Here is a 23,460-nt window from a genome sequence, read left to right as displayed (position 1 = left end):
GCAACGAATCGTCGCGTGAGTGCCGGTGGACGCAACGATTCGTGCGCCGACGCGCAACGGCTGCTCCTTGTCCGCCCGAACCCCCCGCCCGTACCGTCTATCTGGCTGCCGTCGCGGCCCCCCAACACCCCCCTTCCGTCCGGTGAGGAACACGCATGCGCACCGCCCTGCTCCAGAGCTCCGGCCGCCCCGGATCCGTCGTCGGGAACCTCAAGGTCCTCGACGAGGCCGCGGGCCGTGCCGCCGCCGCGGGCGCCGGGCTGCTGATCGCCCCGGAGCTGTTCCTCACCGGCTACGCGATCGGCGCCGACGTGCACCGGCTCGCCGAGCCCGCCGACGGGGACTCCGCGGACGAGATCGCCGAGATCGCCGGCCGGCACGGCCTCGCCGTCGTCTACGGCTACCCGGAACGCGCCTCGGACCTGGTCTTCAACTCCGCGCAGCTCATCTCCGCCGACGGCACACGCCTCGCGAACTACCGCAAGACCCATCTCTTCGGCTGCTTCGAGCAGGAGTGGTTCACCCCGGGCGACGAGCCGGTCGTGCAGGCCGAGCTGAACGGTCTCCGTGTCGGGCTCATGATCTGCTACGACGTGGAATTCCCGGAGAACGTCCGCGCGCACGCCCTCGCCGGCACCGATCTGCTCGTGGTGCCCACGGCCCAGATGCATCCGTTCCAGTTCGTCGCCGAGTCCGTCGTACCCGTGCGGGCCTTCGAGAACCAGCTGTACGTCGCGTACGTCAACCGGGCGGGCACGGAAGGGGAGTTCGAGTTCGTCGGGCTCTCCACCCTGGCCGGACCCGACGGCGGCGCCCGGGCCCGAGCGGGCCGCACCGAGGAACTCGTCCTCGGTGACGTGGACCCGGTGTTCCTCGCCACCTCACGCGAGGCCAACCCGTACCTGAAGGACCGCCGCCCCGGTCTCTACGGGTCCCTGGCCTGAACACCACGGCTCGCACGATCACCATCAGCCCCACCCCGAGCTTTCGCGCAAGGAGTCCGTACCCCATGACGTCCACGGTGCCCCCCGCCGTCCCGCACACCGACGCGCAGCCGCCGATCACCATGTTCGGTCCGGACTTCCCGTACGCGTACGACGACTTCCTCGCGCACCCCGCGGGACTCGGCCAGATACCCGCGACCGAACTGGGCACCGAGGTGGCGGTCATCGGCGGCGGCCTCTCCGGCATCGTGGCGGCGTACGAGCTGATGAAGATGGGCCTCAAGCCCGTCGTGTACGAGGCCGACAAGATCGGCGGGCGGCTGCGGACGGTCGGGTTCGAGGGCTGCGACCCCTCCCTGACCGCCGAGATGGGCGCGATGCGCTTCCCGCCGTCCTCCACGGCGCTCCAGCACTACATCGACCTCGTGGGGCTGCGGACCGAGCCGTTCCCCAACCCGCTCTCCGAGACCACGCCCTCGACCGTCGTCGACCTCAAGGGCGAGTCGCACTACGCCCGGACGCTCGCCGACCTGCCGCAGGTCTACCGGGACGTGGCGACCGCCTGGAACGCCTGCCTGGAGGAGGGCGCCGACTTCTCCGACATGAACCAGGCCATGCGCGAGCGGGACGTCCCCCGCATCCGGGAGATCTGGGCGAAGCTCGTCGAGAAGCTCGACAACCAGACCTTCTACGGATTCCTCTGCGACTCCACGGCGTTCAAGTCCTTCCGGCACCGCGAGATCTTCGGGCAGGTCGGCTTCGGCACCGGCGGCTGGGACACCGACTTCCCCAACTCCATCCTGGAGATCCTGCGCGTCGTCTACACCGAGGCCGACGACCACCACCGCGGGATCGTCGGCGGCAGCCAGCAGTTGCCGCTGCGCCTGTGGGAACGCGAGCCCGAGAAGATCGTGCACTGGGCGTACGGGACCTCGCTGGCCTCGCTGCACGGCGGGGAGCCGCGGCCGGCCGTGACCCGGCTGAACCGCACCGCGGGAAACCGGATCACCGTGACCGACGCCTCCGGGGACATCCGTACGTACCGGGCGGCGATCTTCACCGCGCAGTCCTGGATGCTGCTGTCCAAGGTCGCCTGTGACGACGCGCTGTTCCCGATCGACCACTGGACGGCGATCGAGCGCACGCACTACATGGAGAGCTCGAAGCTGTTCGTGCCGGTGGACCGGCCGTTCTGGCTCGACAAGGACGAGGAGACGGGGCGGGACGTCATGTCGATGACGCTCACCGACCGTATGACACGGGGAACTTACCTCCTCGACAACGGCCCGGACCGGCCCGCCGTCATCTGCCTCTCCTACACCTGGTGCGACGACAGTCTGAAGTGGTTGCCGCTGTCCGCGGGTGAGCGGATGGAGGTGATGCTGAAGTCGCTCGGCGAGATCTACCCGAAGGTCGACATCAGGAAGCACGTCATCGGCAATCCGGTGACCGTGTCCTGGGAGAACGAGCCGTACTTCATGGGGGCGTTCAAGGCCAACCTGCCCGGTCACTACCGCTATCAGCGGCGCCTGTTCACGCATTTCATGCAGGATCGGCTGCCCGAGGACAAGCGGGGGATCTTCCTCGCGGGAGACGACATCTCGTGGACTGCGGGGTGGGCGGAGGGGGCTGTGCAGACGGCGCTCAATGCGGTGTGGGGGGTTATGCGGCACTTCGGCGGTGGGACGGATCCTGTGAACCCCGGTCCTGGTGACGTCTTCGACGAGATCGCTCCGCTGGAACTCCCGGAGGACTGAGGGATCCCCCTCCGGGGGTGCGGGGCGCTGCGCGGTGCGGTGCGGTATCGGCTGCGGGCCCGGTGGGGGCTTGTCGCGCAGTTCCCCGCGCCCCTTTGGGGCCCCGGCCCCGGGTAGCGACCTGTCTGCGGCCCGGTGGGGGCTGAGCGCGCAGTTCCCCGCGCCCCTGCAGGGCGCGTGCGCGGAGGCACCTCGTCAGGGCCCCGCAGACAGCGCGCCGCTCCGCCCGAATGGAGGCGCCCCAAAGGGGCGCGGGGAACTGCGCGGCCCGCCCCCACCGGGCCCGCAGACGGATTGCTACCCCCGGGGTGTGCCCCTTCAGGGGCGCGGGGAACTGCGCGACAAACCCCCACCGGGGCCGCAGGTGGTCATCGGGTGGGCAGCGGTGCGTACGGCGGGGCTGTGAGCGGAGTGAGGAGGCAGCGGCCGACCAGGCCCACCCCCGCGTCCAGGCGGTCCGTGAACTCCTCCGCCATGTCGGGGAGTTCACGTAAGGCCCAGACGGCCCGCGCAGCGGACCACGCCGCGTCCCGGGCCCGGTCGAGGCTCCACGCCCCCAGCAGGTGGGTCAGCGGATCGGCGATCTGGAGGAGGTCGGGCCCCGGCATCAGGTCCTCGCGGATCCGCTCCTCCAGCGTGACGAGGACATCGCCGACCCGGTCGAACTCGTCCTCCAGTTCACCCGGTTCGCAGCCGAGCGTACGACACGCGTCCACCACCGCGAGCGCAAGATCGTGCCCGATGTGCGCATTGATACCGGCGAGGGCGAACTGCAGCGGACGTACCCCCGGATGCCCCCGCAACTGGAACAGCGGCCGCCAGCACGCGGGCGGCCGGCGGTCCCGGGCGACCGCCTCGACCGCCCCGAGGTACCGCTCCGCGAACCGCACATCCAGCGTGACCGCGGCCCGTACGTCGCGGAAGTGCCCCGCGTCCACCCGTCTGGAGACCTCCTCGGTGACGGCGAGGTACACCCGGTTGAAGACCGCGACGCCGTCCCGCTCGGGCCAGAGCGCGTCGAGCGCACGCATACGGCGTACCACCGCGTCGAGGCCGTGGACGAGGACCGTGTCTTGCGCGAAGCGCTCCAACCGCACCATGGGGGCAGGGTCCCAGGCCTAGGCTGTGCCGAGGGCCGCCGGGCCGGTCGCTTCCCCAGAACGGGGGATTACGCGGGGCCCGGAGGAGGGGGAGCACCACGTGTCAGTCCGACGTGCCGAGCGTCTGGCCGCCCGCCGGGCGGAGCGCCGACGCGCCGCCCGGCGCGGTGCCATGGTGGCGCTGGCCACCGCCGTCGTCGCGGCCGGCACCGTGACGGGGGTGATGTCCGCGCTGGACGACGGCCGGGGCGGCGACGAGGCACGGCCCGACGTGTCCGGCACACCGTTCCTGCAGCCCCTGCCCTACAGGCCCACCCCTTCGTCCTCGGCGGCCTCCGGCTCCCCGTCGCCCTCGGCGTCCGCGTCCGCTTCGAAGGCGAGGCCGAGCCCGAAGCCGTCGAAGTCCGCGGCGACGAAGCCGAGGACCGAGCCCGCGTCCGTGCGCCTGTACCGCCACGGCGACTCGCAGGTACTGGACTGGGTCCGGGCCAACCCCGACGACCCGCGCCGCCCGGTCATCGAGTCCCGGATAGCCGACCGCCCCGCCGCGGTCTGGTTCGCGGACTACACGCCGTCGAACATCACCGCCCGCGTCAGGGCGGTCACTTCGGCCGGGGCCGCGAAGGGCGGCGTGCCCGTCGTCGTCCCGTACGCGATACCGGACCGCGACTGCGGCGGGGCCTCGCAGGGCGGCGCGCCCGACCTCGGCGCGTACGACGGGTGGATCGAGAAGTTCGCGGCGGGCCTCGGCAGCCGTGAGGTCGTGGTGATTCTGGAGCCGGACGCGATCGCCCAGTCGGACTGTCTCTCCGAGGGGCAACGGACGGCCCGTTTCGACGCGTTGGCCCGCGCCGGCCGGGTTCTGAAGGCCGCGAATCCGAACGCGCGGGTCTACTTCGACGCGGGTCACTCGGACTGGAACTCGCCGCAGAAGCAGGCCGGGCTGCTGCGCCGGGCCGGTGCCGCGTCCGCCGCCTCCTCGGACGGGATCTTCAGCAACGTCTCCAACTTCAACCGCACGGGCGACGAGGTCGCGTACGTCCGCCGTACCCTCGACGCGCTCGGCGGCCCCGCGAGTCTGGGCGCCGTCATCGACACCAGCCGCAACGGCAACGGCGCACCGGCCGACGGCGAGTGGTGCGATCCCGCGGGCCGCGCACTGGGACAGGCGCCCACCCTGAGCACCGGGGAGGCCAGGATCGACGCCTATCTGTGGGTGAAGCTGCCGGGCGAGTCCGACGGCTGCCGGGGTACGCCGGGGACGTTCACACCGGACTACGCCTACGACTTGGCGCGCTGACCGTCCACCGGGCCGGAGCCGGCCTCGGGGCCGCCTCCGGAGCTGTAGGAGGACGTGCCCTCGTCCAGCAGCGGTTCCTGCGACTTGAGGTGCGCGGGGGCCAGCGCGCGCAGCGCGTGGTAGCCGGTGATGACGACGAGCGTGCCGAGCGCGATACCGCTCAGCGAGAAGGTGTCGGTGAACTTCATCGTGACGTCGCCGACGCCGATGATGATGCCCGCCGCGGCCGGCACCAGGTTCAGCGGATTGCGCAGGTCCACCCCGGCGTTGAGCCAGATCTGCGCGCCGAGCAGGCCGATCATGCCGTACAGGATGACGGTGATCCCGCCGAGCACCCCGCCGGGGATGGCGGCCACGACCGCGCCGAACTTGGGGCAGAGGCCGAAGAGGAGCGCGAAGCCGGCGGCGGCCCAGTAGGCGGCCGTGGAGTAGACCCGGGTCGCGGCCATGACACCGATGTTCTCGGAGTACGTGGTGTTGGGCGGCCCGCCCACGGCGGTGGAGAGCATCGAGCCGACCCCGTCCGCGGAGATCGCGGTGCCCAGCTTGTCGTCCAGCGAGTCGCCGGTCATCTCGCCGACGGCCTTCACATGGCCCGCGTTCTCCGCGACGAGCGCGATCACGACGGGCAGGGCCACCAGGATCGCCGACCACTCGAAGGACGGACCGTGGAACGCCGGCAGCCCGATCCAGTCCGCCGAGCCGACGCCCGAAAGGTCGAGCCGCCAGTGGTCGGTGACCTTGCCGCTCGCGTCGGCCGAGTGGATCCGGCCGAAGGCGAGGTCGAAGAGCCACGAGATCCCGTACCCGAAGACCAGGCCGAGGAAGATCGCGATCCGCGACCAGAAACCGCGCAGGCACACCACCGCCAGACCGGTGAACAGCATCACGAGCAGCGCCGTCCACTGGTCCTGCGGCCAGTACGTGGCGGCGGTGACCGGGGCCAGGTTGAAGCCGATCAGCATGACGACCGCGCCCGTCACGATGGGCGGCATCGCGGCATGGATGATCCGCGCCCCGAACCGCCGCACCGCGAGTCCGACCAGGAACAGCGCGACGCCCACGACGAACACGGCACCGGTCACGGTCGCGCTGGAGCCGCCCTGCGCGCGGATCACCGCGGCGACGCCCACGAAGGAGAGCGAGCAGCCCAGGTAGCTGGGCACCCGGCCGCGGGTCGCGAGCAGGAAGATCACCGTCGAGACGCCCGACATCATGATCGCGAGGTTCGGGTCCAGGCCCATGAGGACCGGCGCGACGAAGGACGCCCCGAACATCGCCACCACGTGCTGGGCGCCGAGGCCTGCCGTCCGTGGCCACGAGAGCCGTTCGTCGGGGCGGACGACCGCTCCGGGTGCGGGCGTGCGCCCGTCACCGTGCAGTTTCCAGCGCACGCCGAGGTCCATGGTGGGTATCCGCTTTCTCTGCACCCCGGACGCCTGTCCGGGATTCCTTACGTGAAGATCAGCGCCATGGTAGGGGTGAGCCGGGGGAGTGGCCGGTTCAGGGCCGCGAATCCGGAACCTTCGCGTCCGCCACCTCGCCGCGCGCGCCCGGGACCTGGGCACTCGACGTACGGCCGCTGGTCCGCAGGACACCGGCGAACGCGGCGAGCCCGAAGGCCAGTACGGTCACCAGCACGAAGGACGTCACCAGGCTCGTCGCGTCCGCAACGGTTCCGATGGCGGACGGCGCGATCAGCCCCGAGGTGTACGTGATGGTGGCGACGCCCGCGATGGCCTGGGACGGGTTGGGGCCGCTGCGGCCCGCCGCGGCGAAGCAGAGCGGTACGACCACGGCTATGCCGAGGCCCAGCAGCGCGAAGCCGGTCATGGCCAGGACCGCGTTCTGCGCCAGTACGACGAGCAGGGCGCCGGCGGTGGCGAGGAGCCCGCTGACCCGTACGGTGCGCACCGGGCCGAACCGGTCCACCACCGCGTCCCCGGCGAGCCGCGCGACCGCCATGGTGAGGGTGAAGGCGGTCGTGCACGCGGCGGCGAGTCCCGCCGAGGTGCCGATGACGTCCCGCAGGTAGACCGCCGACCAGTCCAGGCTCGCCCCCTCCGCGAACACCGCGCAGAACCCGATCGCGCCGATGAGCAGCGCCGACCTGGGCGGCAGCGCGAAACGCGGGGGCGCCTCCTCGTCCTCGGTGGCGCGCAGGTCCAGTACGCCCTGGCAGGCGACCGTGCCGAGAACGGTGAGGACCACCGCCGCGAGCGCGTGGTGCAGCCGGGCGTCCGTGCCCAGGTGCGCGGCGAGCGTTCCGCCGGCCGAGCCGATCAGGGCGCCCGCGCTCCACATGCCGTGCAGGCCGGACATGATCGACTTGTCCAGCCGGTTCTCGACCTCGACGCCCAGGGCGTTCATCGCCACGTCGGCCATACCGGCCGTCGCGCCGTACACGAAGAGGGCCAGGCACAGGGTGAGCAGGTTCGGGGCGAGTGCGGGGAGGGCGAGGGCGAGCGTCCACAGCGCCATGAGCCCGCGCAGGGCGGTGCGGGCGCCGAAGCGGTGGCTGACACTGCCCGCGAGCGGCATCGCCAGGGAGGCGCCGATGGCGGGGAAGGCGAGGGCCAGGCCGAGCTGGCCCGCGCTCACCGAGGCGTGGTCCTGGATCCACGGGACGCGGGTCGCGAACGAGCCGGTGACGGCGCCGTGCACGGCGAACACCGCCGCCACGGCGTACCGGGAGCGCTTCACCTCGCGCCGGTCGTAGACCACTTCGCTCATTCTCCCGGCCCCTGTCTGTCGACCCCAGCAGTCGTCCGTGGTCTCTCCACTCTGCGGCCGTAAACTATCAGGAACCTTGCCTGATAGATAGATTGTTTTTGCGCCCGCCGCAGACGTCCGTATCGATCTGGAAGGATCCCGGCATGCCCGCATCACCGAGTACCGCCCGGGCCATCAACGACCGGCTCGCCCTGCGGCTGCTGCAGCAGGAAGGTCCTCTGACGGCAGGGCAGTTGAAGAAACTCACCGGACTGTCCCGGCCCTCGGTCGCCGACCTGGTGGAACGCCTCGCGGAGGCCGGGCTGATCGGCGTGGTCGGGGAGTCCGGCGAACAGCGGCGCGGCCCGAACGCCCGGCTGTACGGGATCGTCGCCGACCGGGCGCATCTCGCGGCCCTCGATGTGCGCACCGAGGGCGTGGCCGTGGTCGTCGCGGACCTGCTGGGCTCGGTACTGGCCGAGGCGTCGGTGCCGATCGCGGACGAGACGGACACCGGGCCCGCGGTCGAGCAGGCGGTCGCGCTGGTCGAGCGCACGGCGAAGGAGGCGGGCGTCGAGCGATTGCACACCGTCGGGGTGGGGGCTCCCGGGCTGATCGACCCCGCGACCGGTGAGCTGCGCGACTCCACGGGGCTGCCCGAATGGCACCGGCGCCTTGCCGCGGCGCTTCAGGAGCGGTTCCAGGCCCGGGTCGTCGTCGAGAACGAGACGAACCTCGCGGCGCTGGCCGAGCAGCGTGACGGGGCCGCGCGGGACCGCGACACCTTCGTGCTGCTCTGGCTCGGGCACGGGATCGGGGCCGCGGTGGTCCTGGACGGGGTGCTGCGGCGAGGCGCGTCCGGGGGGACGGGGGAGATCGGCTTCCTGCCGGTGCCGGGTACGGGCGGGATGCCGTCCGCCACGGGGTGCGAGGGCGGGTTCCACTCGCTCGTGGGGGCGGCGGCCATCGCCGAACTGGCGCGTGGGTACGCGGTGGTGGCCTCCGCCGTGGAGCATGAGCCGGATGCGGCGGCATTGGTGCGGGAGGCGGTGTCTCGGGTGAACTCCGGCTCCGCGCCGGTCCCGGAAGCCGGAGGGGTAGTGGATTCGTCTGCGGGGAGTGGGGGTGGCCCGCGCAGTTCCCCGCGCCCTTTCGGGGGCGCCGACCCGCGCAGTTCCCCGCGGCCCCTGGAGGGTGGCGCCTCGGGGTTTCTTGATGAGCTGGCCGATCGTGTTGCTCTGGGGGCCGCTTCCGTCATCGCCGTGCTCGATCCGGGGTGTGTCGTTCTGTCCGGGGAGATCGGGCGGGCCGGTGGGGAGGTGCTCGCGGCGCGGGTGCGGGAGCGGCTCGCGCGGATGACTCCGCTGCCCACCGAGGTGCGGGCCGGGGCCCTGGGCGGCGGGGCCGTGCTGCGCGGTGCCCTGCTGGTGGCCCGGGACGGCGCCCAGGACGAGCTGTTCGCGCCTCCGGAGCGCTGAACCCGGGCCCGTGACGGGAACGGAGACCCGGCGGCGGGGCAAGGGCCTCCGTCACCGCCGCCGGGTCGATCTGGGGCGGGTCGGCGTACGCGACCCGGAGAGGCGCCGGTGCACGCTGACCCTAGAGAGGACTAGACCAAAGCGTCAATAGGTATGGACCACCAGGGAGACGCCCTGATCACGGAGAAGTTGATCAGAGCCTGGCGCCTCACGGGTGTCCCGTGAAGTCCATCGGTACACCTTGTGAGCCACCCCACAGAATTCACCCGCTTGGGCGTCGATCAGGCGTGGCACACTGAGTCTGTACCAGAAGCAGCGCACTCCGGGGTCGGTGAAAGTCCGAACCGGCGGTTACAGTCCGCGACCCGGTCGCTTCCAGCGGCCGGTTGACCAGGTGAAATTCCTGGACCGACGGTTAAAGTCCGGATGGGAGGCAGTGCGCGGCGGGCGGGCATTCGTGCGCGCCGCCGTCTGTTTCGACGTGTCCCACGGGCACGTCGTCCTATGCGGCGTCGCCCCCGGTGTTCCCGCTCGTTTCACATCTGTCGTCATCGACAGGCCCCGGAGTCCGTGCCCTATGAGGCAGGAGGACCCGGGAAGTGTTCACCGGAATCGTCGAAGAGCTGGGTGAAGTCACCGCCGTCGAGAATCTCGGCGATGCCTCACGTTTCCGACTGCGTGGCCCTGTGGTCACCGAAGGTGCACGTCACGGGGACTCCATCGCCGTCAACGGCGTCTGTCTGACGGTCGTCGACCACGAGGACGGCGAGTTCACCGCCGACGTCATGGCGGAGACCCTGGACCGTTCCAGCCTCGGCGCCCTCACCGTCGGCTCCCGCGTCAACCTCGAACGGCCCATGGCCGTGGGCGAGCGGCTCGGCGGGCACATCGTGCAGGGCCATGTGGACGGCACGGGCGAGGTCATCGAGCGCAAGCCGTCCGAGAACTGGGAGATCGTGAAGATCTCGCTGCCCGCGGACCTCTCGCGCTACGTCGTGGAGAAGGGCTCCATCACCGTCGACGGCATCAGCCTGACCGTCGTGGACGCCGGACCCGACTTCTTCACCGTCAGCCTCATCCCGACCACCCTCGACCTGACCACGCTGGGCCGCAAGCAGCCCGGCGACCCGGTCAACCTCGAGGTCGATGTGATCGCCAAGTACGTCGAGCGGCTGCTCGGCCCGCAGGGACAGGGGGCGACACGGTGAACTGGCTCAACTCCGAGGCGTTCACGCTCTTCGGCCAGCACATCAAGTGGGCCGACATGATCGGCAACGTGATCGGTCTGATCGGCCTCGCCCTCGGCTGGCGCCGCTCCATCTGGACCTGGCCCGTCCAGTTCCTGTCCGGCGCGATCCTTCTCGTCGCCTTCGCCACCGCCCATCTCTCGGGCAGCGCGGGCAAGCAGCTGGTGGTCATGGCCGTCGCGGTCTGGGGCTACTGGCAGTGGAACCGCGGCAGGGGCGGCGCGCAGGACGGCTCCATCGCCGTCCGGTTCGCCACCTGGCGCGAACGGGCGTACCTGCTCGGCGCCGCGGCCGTCGGCACCGTCGCCGTCGCGAGCCTGTTCACCGCGTACCCGTCGCTGTCCTGGGACCCCTGGCCCGACGCCTACATATTCGTCGGCACGGTCGTCGCGATGTACGCCCAGGCGCGCGGCATGGTCGAGTTCTGGTTCGCCTGGCTGCTCGTCGACCTGGTGGGCGTGCCGCTCAACTTCGCCAACGGCTTCGCGTTCTCCGGATTCGTCTACATCATCTACGGCGCGCTCGTCCTGTGGGGCATGCGCGACTGGTGGCTGCGCTCCCGCAAGGCCGGGCAGCCCGTCCTGGAAGGAGCCCCGGCATGACGACAACGCCGGTTTGGTACAGCACGGGTCATGACGAGGACGCCTCGGACTTCTCCCTCGACCCGGTCGAGAAGGCCGTCGCGGACATCGCCGCGGGCCGCCCGGTCGTGGTCGTCGACGACGAGGACCGCGAGAACGAGGGCGACCTCGTCATCGCAGCCGAGAAGGCGACCCCCGAGATCATCGCCTTCATGATGAGCGAGTGCCGCGGTCTGATCTGCGCGCCCATGGAGGGCGACGAACTCGACCGCCTCCAGCTCCCGCAGATGGTCGAGAACAACACCGAGTCGATGCGTACCGCCTTCACGGTCTCCGTGGACGCGGGCCCCGCCTCCGGCGTGACCACCGGCATCTCCGCCACCGACCGCGCCACCACCCTGCGGCTGCTCGCGGGAGGGCAGGCGGGGGCGGCCGACTTCGTACGCCCCGGCCACATCTTCCCGTTGCGCGCCAAGCCCGGCGGTGTGCTCGTCCGCAACGGCCACACCGAGGCCGCCGTCGACCTCGCGCGGCTCGCGGGCCTGCGGCCGGCCGGCGCCATCGTCGAGATCGCCGGCGAGGACGGGCGGATGCTGCGCCTGCCCGAGCTGATCCCGTTCGCCCGCAAGCACGGCCTGACGATCATCTCCATCGAGGACCTGATCGCCTACCGCCGCACCGCCGAGCCCACGGTCCGCCGCGAGGCCAAGACGCAACTGCCCACCGCTTTCGGCGAGTTCACGGCGTACGGCTACCGCTCCACCGTCGACGGCGTCGAGCACGTGGCGCTGGTCCACGGCGAGATCGGCGACGGCGAGGACGTCGTCGTGCGCATCCACTCCGAATGCCTCACCGGGGACGTCTTCCACTCCCTGCGCTGCGACTGCGGCCCCCAGCTCGAAGCCTCCCTGCAGCGCATCCAGGCCGAGGGCCGCGGAGTCGTCGTCTACCTCCGCGGCCACGAGGGGCGCGGCATCGGGCTGCTGTCCAAGCTGCGCGCGTACGAACTCCAGGAGCGCGGCCGGGACACCCTGGACGCCAACCTCGAACTCGGCCTGCCCGCCGACGCCCGCGACTACGCGGCCGGGGCCCAGATCCTTGAGGACCTCGGGGTGCGCAGCCTGCGGCTGATGACCAACAACCCCGACAAGACCGCCGCGCTCGTCCGGCACGGCCTCCAGGTCACCGAGCGCGAGCCGATGCCCGTGACGGCGGGCGAGCACAACCTCCGGTACCTGCGCACCAAGCGGGACCGGATGGGGCACGACCTGCCCTGGCTGGACACGACCACCGTGTCCGCCTGCGGCAATCAGTGACCCGTGTCCGGTAATCCGTAACCCGTAGACCAGTAACCAGCAGCAAGCAACAGCACTGCACGCACTGCACTGCACGAGGAGACACAGACGTGAGCGGCAAGGGCGCACCCGAACTGTCCGTACGCAACTGCGGTGACCTGCGGGTCGCCGTCATCGCGGCACAGTGGCACGAGAAGGTCATGGACGGACTCGTCGACGGCGCGCTGCGCGCCCTGCACGAGCTGGGCATCGACGAGCCGACCCTGCTGCGCGTCCCCGGCAGCTTCGAGCTGCCGGTCGTCGCGAAGGTCCTCGCGGGCCGCGGCTACGACGCGATCGTCGCGCTCGGCGTCGTCATCCGCGGCGGCACCCCGCACTTCGAGTACGTGTGCCAGGGCGTCACCCAGGGGCTCACCCAGGTCTCCGTCGAGACCGGGGTCCCCATCGGCTTCGGCGTGCTGACCGTCGACACCGAGGAGCAGGCCCTGGACCGCGCGGGCATCGAGGGCTCGAACGAGGACAAGGGGCACGAGGCGGTGACCGCGGCCGTGGCGACCGCGGCCACCCTGCGCTCGGTATCCGAACCCTGGCGCTGACGTAGGCCCGCGACCGCGTAGGGTGAGGACCACCATGTCCAAGAAGACTTTCGAGGAGCTCTTCACCGAGCTCCAGCACAAGGCAGCCACCGGCGACCCCGCCACCTCCCGCACCGCGGAACTGGTCGGCAAGGGGGTCCATGCCATCGGCAAGAAGGTCGTCGAAGAGGCCGCCGAGGTCTGGATGGCCGCGGAGCACGAGGGCAAGGAAGCAGCCGCCGAGGAGATCTCGCAGCTGCTCTACCACGTCCAGGTGATGATGGTCGCCCGCGGCATCAGCCTGGACGACGTGTACGCCCACCTCTGAGCCGCCTCCGCGCCCTCGCGCCGACACCCGTATCCGCAACCGCACCCGCACCCGCACGAACAAAGGAAGCCGACCTCATGCTGCGCATCGCCGTCCCCAACAAGGGTTCCCTGTCAGGCCCCGCGGGGGAGATGCTGCATGAGGCCGGCTACCAGCAGCGCCGGGAGGCCAAGGAGCTGCGGATCGTCGACCCGGAGAACGAGGTCGAGTTCTTCTACCTCCGCCCCCGCGACATCGCGATCTACGTCTCCTCCGGCCGCCTCGACATCGGCATCACCGGCCGCGACCTGCTGATCGACTCCGCGGCCGACGCGGAGGAGATCCTGCCCCTCGGCTTCGCCCGCTCCACCTTCCGCTTCGCCACCAAGCCCGGCACGGCCGAGGCCCTCGACGACCTCGCGGGCAAGACCGTCGCCACCTCGTACGAGGGCATCGTCGCGAAGTACCTCGCCGACCAGGGCGTCGACGCGTCCGTCGTGCACCTCGACGGCGCCGTCGAGACGGCCATCGAACTCGGCGTCGCCGAGGTCATCGCGGACGTCGTCGAGACCGGCACCTCGCTGCGCAACGCGGGCCTCGAGGTCTTCGGCGACCCGATCATGAAGTCCGAGGCGGTCGTCATCCGCCGCACCGGCGCGGAGACCACCGGGTCCAATGGAGAAACAGAACCCAAGGTCCAGCAGTTCCTGCGCCGCCTCCAGGGCGTCCTCGTCGCGCGGACCTACGTGATGATGGACTACGACTGCCGTGTCGAGCAGCTGGAGAAGGCCGTCGCGCTCACCCCGGGCCTGGAGTCGCCGACCGTCTCGCCGCTCCACAACGAGGGCTGGGTCGCCGTACGGGCCATGGTCCCGTCCAAGGAGGCCCAGCGGATCATGGACGACCTGTACGAGATCGGCGCGCGGGCCATCCTGACCACGGCCATCCACGCCTGCCGCCTCTGACTCCGAGGATCAGCTTCACCATGCCGGACACCACCGAGCCGCCCGCCCTCCCCGTGACCTTCAGACCCGGGCGCACCCGGGCCGTACTGCTGACCGCCGGTGCCACGATCTTTGTGGTCATCACCACGGTCGCGCTGCTGCTCGAAAAGCTCGGACCGGGGGAGCGGCTCAGCTTCGTCTTCACCGCGGCGCTGCTCTTCGGCGTACTCGTGCTGCTCGCCCGCCCGAAGGTCGTCGCGGACGAGTCCGGGGTCACCGTCGTCAACATCGCCAGCAGGCGACGGCTGGCCTGGGCGGAGATCCTGCAGGTCAACCTCCGTCCAGGAGACCCCTGGGTCTTTCTGAACCTCAGCGACGGCACCAGCCTGCCCGTGCTCGGCATCCAGCCGGGCATCGCCAAACAGCACGCCATCAGCGACGCCCGCGCACTGCGCGCCCTCGCCGAGGCCCGCTCCCTCGGCGAGCCGGACGGGCCGTCCGACGGACAGCACGACGAACATCACGGCTGACTCTCGGCCTTCCACCCTGCCGTACGGGCCCATGTCTTGATTAATCTGTTGGCGGAGGCGTTTTCGTTGCGCCTCCGCCGCTGACTTCCCCCCGGAACTCAGAGGCCCCCTGCTATTCGAGGAGTGACTCCCTCCAGCGATGGACGGATCGTCCTGTAGTACCTGCGCCGCCCCCTCCCGACCCATCGAGGCGGCGGCATGACCATCCCCCTGCTGCTCCTCGGGGCGGCGTTCCTTTTGATCCTCGCCAATGGCTTCTTCGTGGCGGCCGAGTTCGGCCTCGTCACGGTGGAGCGCGCCGACGCCGAGAAGGCGGCGGCCGAAGGAGACCGGCGGGCCGGCACCGTCGTCAGCTCCCTCAAGGAACTCTCCTTCCAGCTCTCCGGCACCCAGCTCGGCATCACCATCACCTCGCTGGTCGTCGGCATGCTCGCCGAACCGGCGCTCGCCGAGCTGCTGAACGGGCCCTTCACCGCCGTCGGCATCCCCGAGGGCGCCGTGTCCGGTGTCGCCGTGGTCGTCGGCATGCTGCTGGCCTCGGCCGTGCAGATGGTGATCGGCGAACTCGTGCCCAAGAACTGGGCGGTGTCCAGGCCCCTGCAGGTCGCGCGGTTCGTCGCGGGCCCGCAGCACGTCTTCTCGACCCTGTTCCGGCCGGTGATCGCCGCCCTGAACTCCGTGGCCAACCGGCTCGTACGTGCTCTGGGCGTCGAGCCCACGGCGGAGCTGGCCTCCGCGCGCACACCCGGCGAGCTGGTCTCCCTGGCCCGGCACTCGGCGCAGGCCGGCGCGCTGGAGCAGGACACCGCGGACCTGTTCGTACGCACCCTGTCGCTGGCCGACCTCACCGCGCAGCACGTCATGACCCCGCGGGTGAAGGTCAGCGCCCTCCAGTCCTCCGCGACCGCCGAGGACGTCGTCAACCTCACCCGCGCCACCGGCCTCTCCCGTTTCCCCGTCTACCGGGAGCGGATCGACGAGATCGTCGGCATGGTGCACCTCAAGGACGCCCTCGCGGTGCCCTCGCACGACCGGCTGCGGATGCCGGTCACCCGGATCGCCCAGGCCCCGCTGCTCGTCCCGGAGACACTGCCCGTGCAGCCCCTCCTGGAGCGGCTGCGCAACGAGCAGCCCATCGCCGTCGTCGTCGACGAGTACGGCGGCACGGCCGGGGTCGTCACCCTGGAGGACATCGTCGAGGAGCTCGTCGGCGAGGTCCGCGACGAGCACGACGGGCAGGACGTGCCGGAACTCGCCGTCGCCCCGCCCGAGGACGGCCGGCCCGCCTGGGACGCCGACGGCAGCTGCCGCGTCGACATCCTCCGGCGCATCGGCCTGGAAGCCCCCGAGGGCCCGTACGAGACGGTCGCCGGCCTCGTCGCCGACCTGCTCGGACGCATCCCGGCCCCCGGCGACCGTGCCGAGCTGCCCGGCTGGCGCCTCTCGGTGCGCCAGGTCGGCCACTACCGCGCGGAGCGGGTCAGGCTGGTCAGAACGGCCGACGCCGGGACCACGCCCGTCTCCCCTCCCGCGTCCGCCCCCGTTTCCGTCTCCGCGGCGGAGGCCGTCCGATGAGCGTGCTCCAACTCTTCTTCGCCGGCCTGCTCGTGCTCGCCAACGGCTTCTTCGTCGGTGCCGAGTTCGCCCTGGTCTCCGTACGGCGCAGCCAGATCGAACCGCTCGGCACGGCACGGGCCCGGCAGGTCATGTACGGCCTGGAGAACCTGCCGCACATGATGGCCGCCGCGCAGTTCGGCATCACCATGTGCTCACTGACCCTGGGCGCGGTCGCCGAACCCACCGTGGCGCACCTCCTGGAGCCGGTCTTCCACGCCGTGCACCTGCCCGAGGGCATGATCCACCCGCTCGGGTACGTCATAGCGCTCGCCGCGGTCGTCTTCCTCCACCTGGTGGTCGGCGAGATGCTGCCGAAGAACCTGGCGATGGCCGCCCCCGAGAAGACCGCGCTGTGGCTCAGCCCCGGCCTGGTCGCCTTCGCCCGGCTGTGCAAGCCGGTCACCGTGGCCCTCGGTGCCTGCGCCCGCGTCATCCTGAAGCTCTTCGGTGTCGAGCCCAGGGACGAGGTCGAGGCGGTCTTCACCAGCGAGCAGCTCAACCGGCTCGTCGAGGACGCAGGACAGGCCGGTCTGCTCGACCCCGGGGAGCAGGAGCGGCTGGAGGACGCGCTGGAACTGGGCTCGCGCCCGGTCACGGACGTCCTCCTGGACCGCGAGTCGCTGATCAGCGTGGGCCCCTCGGTCACACCGGGCCAGGTCGTCGCCCTCACCGCCCGCACCGGGTTCTCACGGTTCCCGGTGGTCGCGGAGAACGGCGCCTTCATGGGCTACCTGCACGTGAAGGACGTACTCGACCTGGAGGAGTCCGAGCGGGCGGTGCCGCAGCAGGTCTGGCGGCCCATGACCACGCTCAGCGCCGAACTCCCGCTCGACGACGCCCTGACCGTGATGCGCCGCGCCGCGACGCACCTGGCCCAGGTCGCCGACCCGTCGGGCCGGGTCCTGGGCCTGGTCGCCCTGGAGGACGTCCTGGAACTCCTGGTCGGCGAGGTCCGCGACCCGGCACACCGGGACCGCCCGGCGGCACGCGTGGCCGAGCCCCGCTCGGGCCACACGGAACCCGCGGAACCCCCACAACAGGCCCTGGCCAGCTGACACAGCCGACCCGCGCCCCCACTGCTCGGGGCGCGGGTCGGCTGTTTCGCTTCAGGGGCGCGAGGAACGGCGCGACAAGCCACGACGGCGCCGCACCCGCGAGCCGCACAGCACCCCACCACCCCGGTGGGCGCACCCCGACCCGGAGGGCTCTCGGGGCGCGGACCCGACGGGGGCTACACCCCCGAGGGACCGCGCCCCGAGAGAACCTCCCCGTACGCCTGCATCAGATCGGCCAGCCGAAGCGTCGCCAGATCGTCCCGCGTCAGATGCCCCGGATACCCGGAGAGCCGCAGATCCCGATAGGCGCAGCTCTTCTCGTACAACGTACGCAGGAACCGCCCGTTCCCCAGCTCGTCGATCCACCCCTGATCGACGACATGCCCGCTGATGGAGCGCAGCTCGTCGAGCGCCTCCTCGTCCCACACGTCCCCGTTCTCCCCCGCCAGCACCTCACCGATCGAGGTGAGCTCAAGCGGCCGGTACGAGGGGAAGTCGACCCGGGTCGTGAACCGGGACGACAGCCCGGGATTGGCGGCGAGCAGCCGGTCCATGCCCTCCGGATAGCCCGCGAGGATCACCACCAGATGATCCCGGTTGTCCTCGGCCCGCTTCAGCAGCACCTGCAGCGCCTCATCCCCGTACGCGTCCCCCTTGCCGTACCCGGAGTTGGACAGCGAGTAGGCCTCGTCGACGAAGAGCACCCCACCGATCGCGGAGTCGATCAGCTCGTTGGCCTTCACCGCGGTCTGGCCGAGATACTCGCCCACCAGATCGGCCCGCTGCGCCTCGACGAGATGGTCGCCGCCGAGCAGCCCGAGCGCGTAGAAGACCCGGCCGAGAATGCGCGCCACCGTCGTCTTGCCGGTGCCGGAGGGACCGGAGAAGACGAAGTGCCGTTTCGGCGGCTGGACCGGCAGCCCCTGCCCGGCCCGCAGCCGGGCCATGTTCAGCTGCGCCGAGAGCGCCTTCACCTGGCGTTTCACCGGTTCGAGGCCGACCATGCCCTCCAGCTCGGCCAGCGCCTCTTCGAGGAGCGCGGGGTCGGTGGGCCCGGTCGGCAGATGCGGTGGCAGCACCGGCACGATGGCCTTCTCGCGGACCCGGTCCGACTCGGACGGCAGCGTGCCGGGCGGCGGCAGCTCGGGCTCGGAGAGCTTCAGGTCGCGGCCCTCGCCGCCGAACAGCGGGTCGACGCCGTCGGGCCCGTCCAGGATGTCCTGCCCGACCCCCGTCAGCGTGATCGCCGCGAGGTCGGCCGTCTCGTCGTACCCGTCGCCCTCGGAGATCGCGGCGAGCCGGGCCGAGGTGTCCATGAAGGCCGGATCCACCCGGTGCACGGCCCGGTACAGGGGGAGGGCCGCCGCCGAGCGGCCCGTGCCCTCGTGCGCCCGCGCCAGCCAGTACCGCAGCTCCTTGCGCTGCGGCTGCTCGCTGCGGCAGCGCATCAGCGCGGACGACAGCAGCGGCTCGGCCTGCCCGTACATCTCCAGCCGTACGCGCGCCATCCCGCCGAACAGGCCCGCCTCGATGCCCAGCATCGGATCGTCGATCAGCGGGTCCGTGTGGCGGACCAACTGCTCCCAGTCCTTGACGAGATAGGCCCGGCAGGCGTGCAGGAACCGGACCTGCGGATCCGCGTCGACCGGGGGCAGGCCCGCCAACGCCCGGTCCAGCTCGGGGACATGGCGTCCGTCGAGCCAGTGCGAGGAGTGCGCGAGCAGCAGATCGCGCGGCGACTCCAGGACCGGCTGCACCCACCAGCCCAGCCAGTACCAGGAGTTGAGCGTGCGCCGGTGCCGGGTGCGCTGCTCGCCGAAGCGGTCGCGGTGCCGGAACATCCGGAGCAGTGCGGTCGTCGTGTCGATGCGCAGCGCGTGCAGTCCCAGCCAGCCGTCGGCCATCCCCGGATCCATCCGGACCGCGGCGCGGAACTCCTCCTCCGCCTGCGGATAGGCCCCCATGGTGTAGGCATCCACACCTCGCAGCCAGGCGAGGTCGGCCGGGGCCTCGGGGCCCTGCGTGCCGAAGTCCATCACGTCCCCCACATACCGTGCCCCCGTTGATCACCGGGCGGGCCGGTGCCCGTCGGCAGTCTTCGTCGAACCGCTGTGCCGCGGACGGGAGTTGCGTGCGGTGCGGAGAGCAGCCGTCCGAAGGTCGCACCAAGAGGCATCGTACCTGCGGGGGAGCGCCGGACCGTAGGCTGCCGCACGACGGGTTCTTCGAGGTGGGAGCGTACGGGACGCACTCAGGACGGTCACGCAGAGTGAGTGAATTGCGCGTCGTGGCGTCCGCAAAACGCCTGAGGACAGAACGAAGCCCCCGATCACGGGGGAACAACCGGGGGCTTCGCGTCTGTGAGGCGGCCCCGAAGGCCGCTCCTTGAGAACGTAAGACCTGTACGGCCCCTCGGTCAAGCCGAGTTGGGGCACTCAGGCAACTTCTCGGACAGCGGTCTTCACGAGTTCAGCACACAGAAGCAGGCCCGTCACGGTCCGTGACCGAGAGCGTTCTCAGTGGCGTCTCGGCAGGTCCTGGCAGTACCTCATATCCGTCTGAACACTGTCGTACCAGAAGGTCGGCGAACGGCTCCGAAGGGTCCTCGGCGAAGTGCCGGCGCTCCGCGGGGACCCACCCTGCCCAGAAATCGCTCTGCGCCGAACCGTCCCGCAGGCGCCCGCGGGCCCAGGCGTCCTCGTCCGGCATCTCCATCCACAGCAGTCCCGCCAGTTGCGGCCGCAACGTCCGGCGGCCGGCGCCGACCCCCTCGACGAGGATCACGGGCGCGGGCGGCAGGGCGCGGGCCGGCCCGAAGTCGCGCAGCCGCCAGTCGTAGGGGCGGTAGTGCGCGCTCTCGCCGCGGCCCAGCGGTTCGACGACCTCCCGGAGCAGCCGCCCGGTCCATGCGAAGAGCTCCTCGTGGGTGGCGATGTCGTCCAGGTGCAGCACGGGAGCGCCGCCCAGCGCCCCGGCCAGGCGCTCCGCGAAGGTGGTCTTGCCGGAGCCCGCGTGCCCGTCGACGCCGACGAGCCGGACGGGACCGCAGGACGGCGGCAGCCGGCGCAGCCGGTCGGCGAGGGCGTGGAGGTGGATGGGGCTTCCCGGGGGAGGAGTACGGACGGAGGGCTGAGGAGGGCCGCGGACGGGGGCATACGCATTACGGAGGAACACTCTACCGAGACCGATATGGGATGAATCGGGTCTCCCGCCTCATCAGTGGTCTCGACCAATATTGGTCGGCGCCGCGACGCCCGAAGTGCTGGCAGAAGCCGTGATCGCGTTCCATAGTTGGCCCACACCCGTGCATTCGTACCCGCGCGTCTCCCGCGCACTGGACCAGCCCGTTCCGGACACCTGGGGGTCTTCCGTCCATGACCAGAGCCGAACAGCCGTCCCGCAGAACCGTCCTGGCCGCGGCGGTGGCAGCCGCCACCGCCGGAGCGGCGAGCCCGGCCGCCGCCGCGAGCCCGTCGGCCCGCCCCGCGAGAACCCCGGCCGCCCCTTCGTCGAAAGCACCCTCCGGCCTCGTGGACAACCATGCCTGGACCTCGTACGCCGACTGGCGTGACGGCACGGCGGCAGGGACCCGTGCCGTGCAGGGGGCCCGCCCGGGGCTGGAGATCCGGACCCCGGAGGGGCGCGTCGACTACCCGGACCCGCACACGGGCACGACCGCCACCTGGGAGTACGCCCGCTGGACCTCGCCGGTCCACCGTCTCGCCGTCCCCTCCACCGAGGTCATCGCCTCCTGGAACGCGCGGACCCCGGCGGGCACCTGGCTGCAGATCGAGCTGACGGGCACGTACTCCGACGGCACGGACACCCCCTGGTACGTGATGGGCCGCTGGGCGGCCGGTGACCAGGACATCCGGCGGACCTCGGTCGACGACCAGAGCGACGGGAGGAGCACGGTCTGGACGGACACCTTCGCCATCGACGACGCGGCCTCCGGGCTGCGTCTGGTGGCGTACCGGCTGCGGCTGACCCTTTACCGCAAGCCCGGGACCAAGGCCACGCCGACCGTGTGGCGGCTCGGCGCGATGGGCTCCGACATCCCCGACCGCTTCACGGTCCCGGCGTCGGCGCCCGGTCTCGCACGGGAACTGAAGGTGCCGCGCTACTCGCAGGAGATCCACGTCGGCCAGTACCCCGAGTACGACAACGGCGGCGAGGCCTGGTGCAGCCCCACCTCCTCCCAGATGATCATCGAGTACTGGGGGCGGAAGCCCACGGCCGCGGACCTGGCCTGGGTCAAGCCCGAGTACGCGGACCCGCAGGTGTGCCACGCGGCCCGGTTCACCTTCGACTACCAGTACGACGGCTGCGGCAACTGGCCCTTCAACGCCGCGTACGCCGCCACGTACAAGGATCTGCAGGGCGTGGTGACCCGGCTCCGGTCGCTCACCGATCTGGAGACGCTGATCGCCGCCGGTGTGCCGGCCATCACGTCCCAGTCGTTCCTCGCGTCCGAACTGACCGGCGCGGGGTACGGCACGGCGGGGCATCTGATGACGGTCATCGGCTTCACCGCCGACGGCGACGTGATCGCCAACGACCCGAACTCGCCGGACAACGACGCCGTGCGGCGCGTCTACAAGCGGCGCGAGTGGGAAAATGTCTGGCTCAGGACGAAGAGGTACAACGCCGCCGGGAACGTCGTCTCCGGCACCGGCGGGGTCTGCTACCTCTACTTCCCGGCCCATCCCACGGACGCCCAGCGCAAGGCCCTGGCGGCGGTGGGCGTGCGCTGAGCCCGCACGCCCGCACGCCCGCACGTCTGTACGTCGCAGGGGTGGCTCCGCACGGCGGAGCCGCCCCTGTGGCGTGGGCCACACCGGGCGGTCGCGGGTGACCAAGCTCTCCCCCGCAAAAGCCCGATCCGATGGCAAGGTGGACGAACCGGTGGGACGAGTCCGTCCGAACCGGCGGGGGAGTCCATCGCAAACCGACCGTGAGCGAGCCGCCATGACCACGACCTCTGCCACCGCCGGACAGGTCCGCGCCCGGACGGGCGGTCCCAAGGACGACGGCCCGAAGATCCTTGAGCACGTCATGGGCTGGACCTTCGTGCTGGTGCTCGCGATGTTCGTGACGCAGCTCGGCCTGGTCTGACGCCAGGACCACGACCGGCCGGTCGCGGAGAGTCGAAGCGACTCGAACAGGCTGCTCGTACGGCTCTGCCATACTGCGGAAGTCCCGCTCGCGGTTGGAGACCAGGTCCGCAATTGACTAACAGTCCACAGCGCGGTGTCGACCGCCCCGGAGCGCGCGGCACCGACCGTTCCCTGGCGCGCCGTGCCGAACTCATCGTCATCGGGCGGAAGTTGTTCGCCGACACGTCCTACGACGCCCTGTCGATGGACGACATCGCCAAGCAGGCGCATGTCGCCAAGGGACTGATCTACTACTACTTCCGCTCCAAGCGCGGCTACTACCTGGCGATCGTCGAGGACTCGGTGGCCGAGCTGATCTCCCGGGCGGCCAGTGGCCTCGAACTGCCCCCGGAAGAACGGGTGCACCGCACCATCGACGGCTATCTCCGCTACGCCGAGCACCATCAGGCCGCGTACCGGACCATCATCAGTGGCGGTGTCGGCTTCGACGCCGAGGTGCTCGCCATCCGCGACGGTGTGCGGGAAGCCATCGTCGAGACCATCGCCGAAGGGGCGTACGGGCGACGCGATGTCGGCCCGCTCCCGCGCACCGCGCTGCTGGGCTGGCTGTGCAGTGTGGAGGGGGCCACCCTCGACTGGATCGACCACCGCGGTCTGCCGCGCGACCTGATGCGCGAGCTGCTGGTGAAGATGCTCGGCGGCACGATGCGGGCCATCGAGGAACTGGACGTCTCCTACCCGGCCCCGCAGGCCGCGCGCCGTACCACCTGAGACGGCAGGACACCGGCTGGGGCGACACGGCCGGTACGGCGGTCGGGGGGGGGGGCGGGGGGGGGGCCCCCCCCCCCCCCCCCGCCCGGGGGGGGAGATTTTATCCCGTATAAATAAGGCCCGAGGGGTG

General features: G+C 71.2%; 21 protein-coding genes and 1 riboswitch. Of the genes, 16 read left to right on the top strand and 5 right to left on the bottom strand.

All coding sequences use genetic code 11. From position 1 onward, the window contains the following. Positions 1–155 precede the first annotated feature (155 nt). Positions 156–944, top strand: coding sequence for a carbon-nitrogen hydrolase family protein (locus tag ACZ60E_RS19150; RefSeq protein ID WP_469441868.1), 789 nt, complete (start codon positions 156–158; stop codon positions 942–944). Positions 945–1,009: 65 nt separating this feature from the next. Then, positions 1,010–2,701 (top strand): flavin monoamine oxidase family protein, encoded by a 1,692-nt coding sequence (locus ACZ60E_RS19145; protein WP_453794871.1) that lies wholly within the window; start codon positions 1,010–1,012, stop codon positions 2,699–2,701. A 368-nt stretch (positions 2,702–3,069) separates the two neighbouring features. Here the strand turns inward: ACZ60E_RS19145 and ACZ60E_RS19140 are convergent, their stop codons facing one another. Further along, a complete protein-coding gene (locus ACZ60E_RS19140) occupies positions 3,070–3,801 on the bottom strand; it encodes a DUF5995 family protein (RefSeq protein ID WP_453794870.1) in 732 nt (243 codons plus the stop codon). A gap of 172 nt (positions 3,802–3,973) precedes the next feature. Here ACZ60E_RS19140 and ACZ60E_RS19135 point away from each other — a divergent pair, with 172 nt between their 5' ends. Then, positions 3,974–5,101: a glycoside hydrolase family 6 protein gene (locus tag ACZ60E_RS19135; RefSeq protein WP_453794890.1), complete on the top strand. Its 1,128-nt coding sequence runs from the start codon at positions 3,974–3,976 to the stop codon at positions 5,099–5,101. Here the strand turns inward: ACZ60E_RS19135 and ACZ60E_RS19130 are convergent. Beyond that, positions 5,083–6,507, bottom strand: coding sequence for a uracil-xanthine permease family protein (locus tag ACZ60E_RS19130; protein WP_469441866.1), 1,425 nt, complete (start codon positions 6,505–6,507; stop codon positions 5,083–5,085). The two genes, ACZ60E_RS19135 and ACZ60E_RS19130, sit on opposite strands and share 19 nt — an antisense overlap. A 97-nt stretch (positions 6,508–6,604) precedes the next feature. Beyond that, the gene (locus ACZ60E_RS19125; RefSeq protein ID WP_469441863.1) at positions 6,605–7,834 is read right to left on the bottom strand and encodes an MFS transporter; all 1,230 of its coding nucleotides are present in this window, start codon (positions 7,832–7,834) and stop codon (positions 6,605–6,607) included. Positions 7,835–7,977: 143 nt separating this feature from the next. On the opposite strand from ACZ60E_RS19125, the gene ACZ60E_RS19120 reads away from it, so the two are divergent. The 10 genes from ACZ60E_RS19120 (at position 7,978) to ACZ60E_RS19075 (ending at position 17,442) form a co-directional block, all read left to right on the top strand. Next, positions 7,978–9,291: an ROK family transcriptional regulator gene (locus tag ACZ60E_RS19120; protein WP_469441861.1), complete on the top strand. Its 1,314-nt coding sequence runs from the start codon at positions 7,978–7,980 to the stop codon at positions 9,289–9,291. A gap of 313 nt (positions 9,292–9,604) precedes the next feature. Beyond that, a riboswitch (FMN riboswitch) is annotated at positions 9,605–9,735 on the top strand. A gap of 155 nt (positions 9,736–9,890) precedes the next feature. Then, positions 9,891–10,499, top strand: coding sequence for a riboflavin synthase (locus ACZ60E_RS19115; protein WP_387333493.1), 609 nt, complete (start codon positions 9,891–9,893; stop codon positions 10,497–10,499). After that, positions 10,496–11,140, top strand: a complete 645-nt coding sequence (locus ACZ60E_RS19110) for a nicotinamide mononucleotide transporter family protein (protein ID WP_107019640.1) — start codon at positions 10,496–10,498, stop codon at positions 11,138–11,140. The genes ACZ60E_RS19115 and ACZ60E_RS19110 overlap by 4 nt, the downstream gene beginning before the upstream one ends. Beyond that, complete coding sequence (locus ACZ60E_RS19105; protein WP_469441859.1) at positions 11,137–12,435, top strand: bifunctional 3,4-dihydroxy-2-butanone-4-phosphate synthase/GTP cyclohydrolase II; 1,299 nt, start codon at positions 11,137–11,139, stop codon at positions 12,433–12,435. Before ACZ60E_RS19110 ends, ACZ60E_RS19105 begins: the two co-directional genes overlap by 4 nt. An 89-nt stretch (positions 12,436–12,524) precedes the next feature. Continuing rightward, positions 12,525–13,010 (top strand): 6,7-dimethyl-8-ribityllumazine synthase, encoded by a 486-nt coding sequence (gene ribH, locus ACZ60E_RS19100; RefSeq protein ID WP_189772856.1) that lies wholly within the window; start codon positions 12,525–12,527, stop codon positions 13,008–13,010. 34 nt (positions 13,011–13,044) lie between these two features. Beyond that, the gene (locus tag ACZ60E_RS19095; protein WP_107019637.1) at positions 13,045–13,317 is read left to right on the top strand and encodes a phosphoribosyl-ATP diphosphatase; all 273 of its coding nucleotides are present in this window, start codon (positions 13,045–13,047) and stop codon (positions 13,315–13,317) included. Positions 13,318–13,394: 77 nt separating this feature from the next. Further along, a complete protein-coding gene (gene hisG / locus ACZ60E_RS19090) occupies positions 13,395–14,261 on the top strand; it encodes an ATP phosphoribosyltransferase (RefSeq protein ID WP_384810081.1) in 867 nt (288 codons plus the stop codon). A gap of 20 nt (positions 14,262–14,281) precedes the next feature. Next, on the top strand, positions 14,282–14,770 hold the full coding sequence (locus tag ACZ60E_RS19085; protein WP_384810079.1) for a PH domain-containing protein: 489 nt from the start codon (positions 14,282–14,284) through the stop codon (positions 14,768–14,770). Positions 14,771–14,968: 198 nt separating this feature from the next. After that, the gene (locus tag ACZ60E_RS19080) at positions 14,969–16,345 is read left to right on the top strand and encodes a hemolysin family protein (RefSeq protein ID WP_453794865.1); all 1,377 of its coding nucleotides are present in this window, start codon (positions 14,969–14,971) and stop codon (positions 16,343–16,345) included. Beyond that, positions 16,342–17,442, top strand: a complete 1,101-nt coding sequence (locus ACZ60E_RS19075) for a hemolysin family protein (protein ID WP_384810076.1) — start codon at positions 16,342–16,344, stop codon at positions 17,440–17,442. The genes ACZ60E_RS19080 and ACZ60E_RS19075 overlap by 4 nt, the downstream gene beginning before the upstream one ends. A gap of 176 nt (positions 17,443–17,618) precedes the next feature. Here the strand turns inward: ACZ60E_RS19075 and ACZ60E_RS19070 are convergent, their stop codons facing one another. After that, positions 17,619–19,478 (bottom strand): AAA family ATPase, encoded by a 1,860-nt coding sequence (locus ACZ60E_RS19070; RefSeq protein WP_384810074.1) that lies wholly within the window; start codon positions 19,476–19,478, stop codon positions 17,619–17,621. A gap of 433 nt (positions 19,479–19,911) precedes the next feature. Then, entirely contained in the window at positions 19,912–20,538 is a 627-nt protein-coding gene (locus ACZ60E_RS19065; RefSeq protein WP_469442264.1) for a uridine kinase family protein, read from the bottom strand. Positions 20,539–20,816: 278 nt separating this feature from the next. Between ACZ60E_RS19065 and ACZ60E_RS19060 the strand changes: the two genes are divergently transcribed. From ACZ60E_RS19060 to ACZ60E_RS19050, 3 genes are all read left to right on the top strand, one after another. Next, the gene (locus ACZ60E_RS19060; protein ID WP_469441852.1) at positions 20,817–22,196 is read left to right on the top strand and encodes a peptidase C39 family protein; all 1,380 of its coding nucleotides are present in this window, start codon (positions 20,817–20,819) and stop codon (positions 22,194–22,196) included. A 214-nt stretch (positions 22,197–22,410) separates the two neighbouring features. Then, a complete protein-coding gene (locus ACZ60E_RS19055; RefSeq protein ID WP_453794862.1) occupies positions 22,411–22,557 on the top strand; it encodes an SCO1431 family membrane protein in 147 nt (48 codons plus the stop codon). 113 nt (positions 22,558–22,670) lie between these two features. Next, positions 22,671–23,330 (top strand): TetR/AcrR family transcriptional regulator, encoded by a 660-nt coding sequence (locus ACZ60E_RS19050; protein WP_384810068.1) that lies wholly within the window; start codon positions 22,671–22,673, stop codon positions 23,328–23,330. The last annotated feature ends 130 nt before the right edge of the window (positions 23,331–23,460 follow it).

This window comes from Streptomyces sp. NPDC102514 (assembly GCF_055584525.1).
The sequence above is the reverse complement of the archived record's forward strand: the minus strand, read 5'-3'. Positions and strand labels throughout refer to the sequence as shown.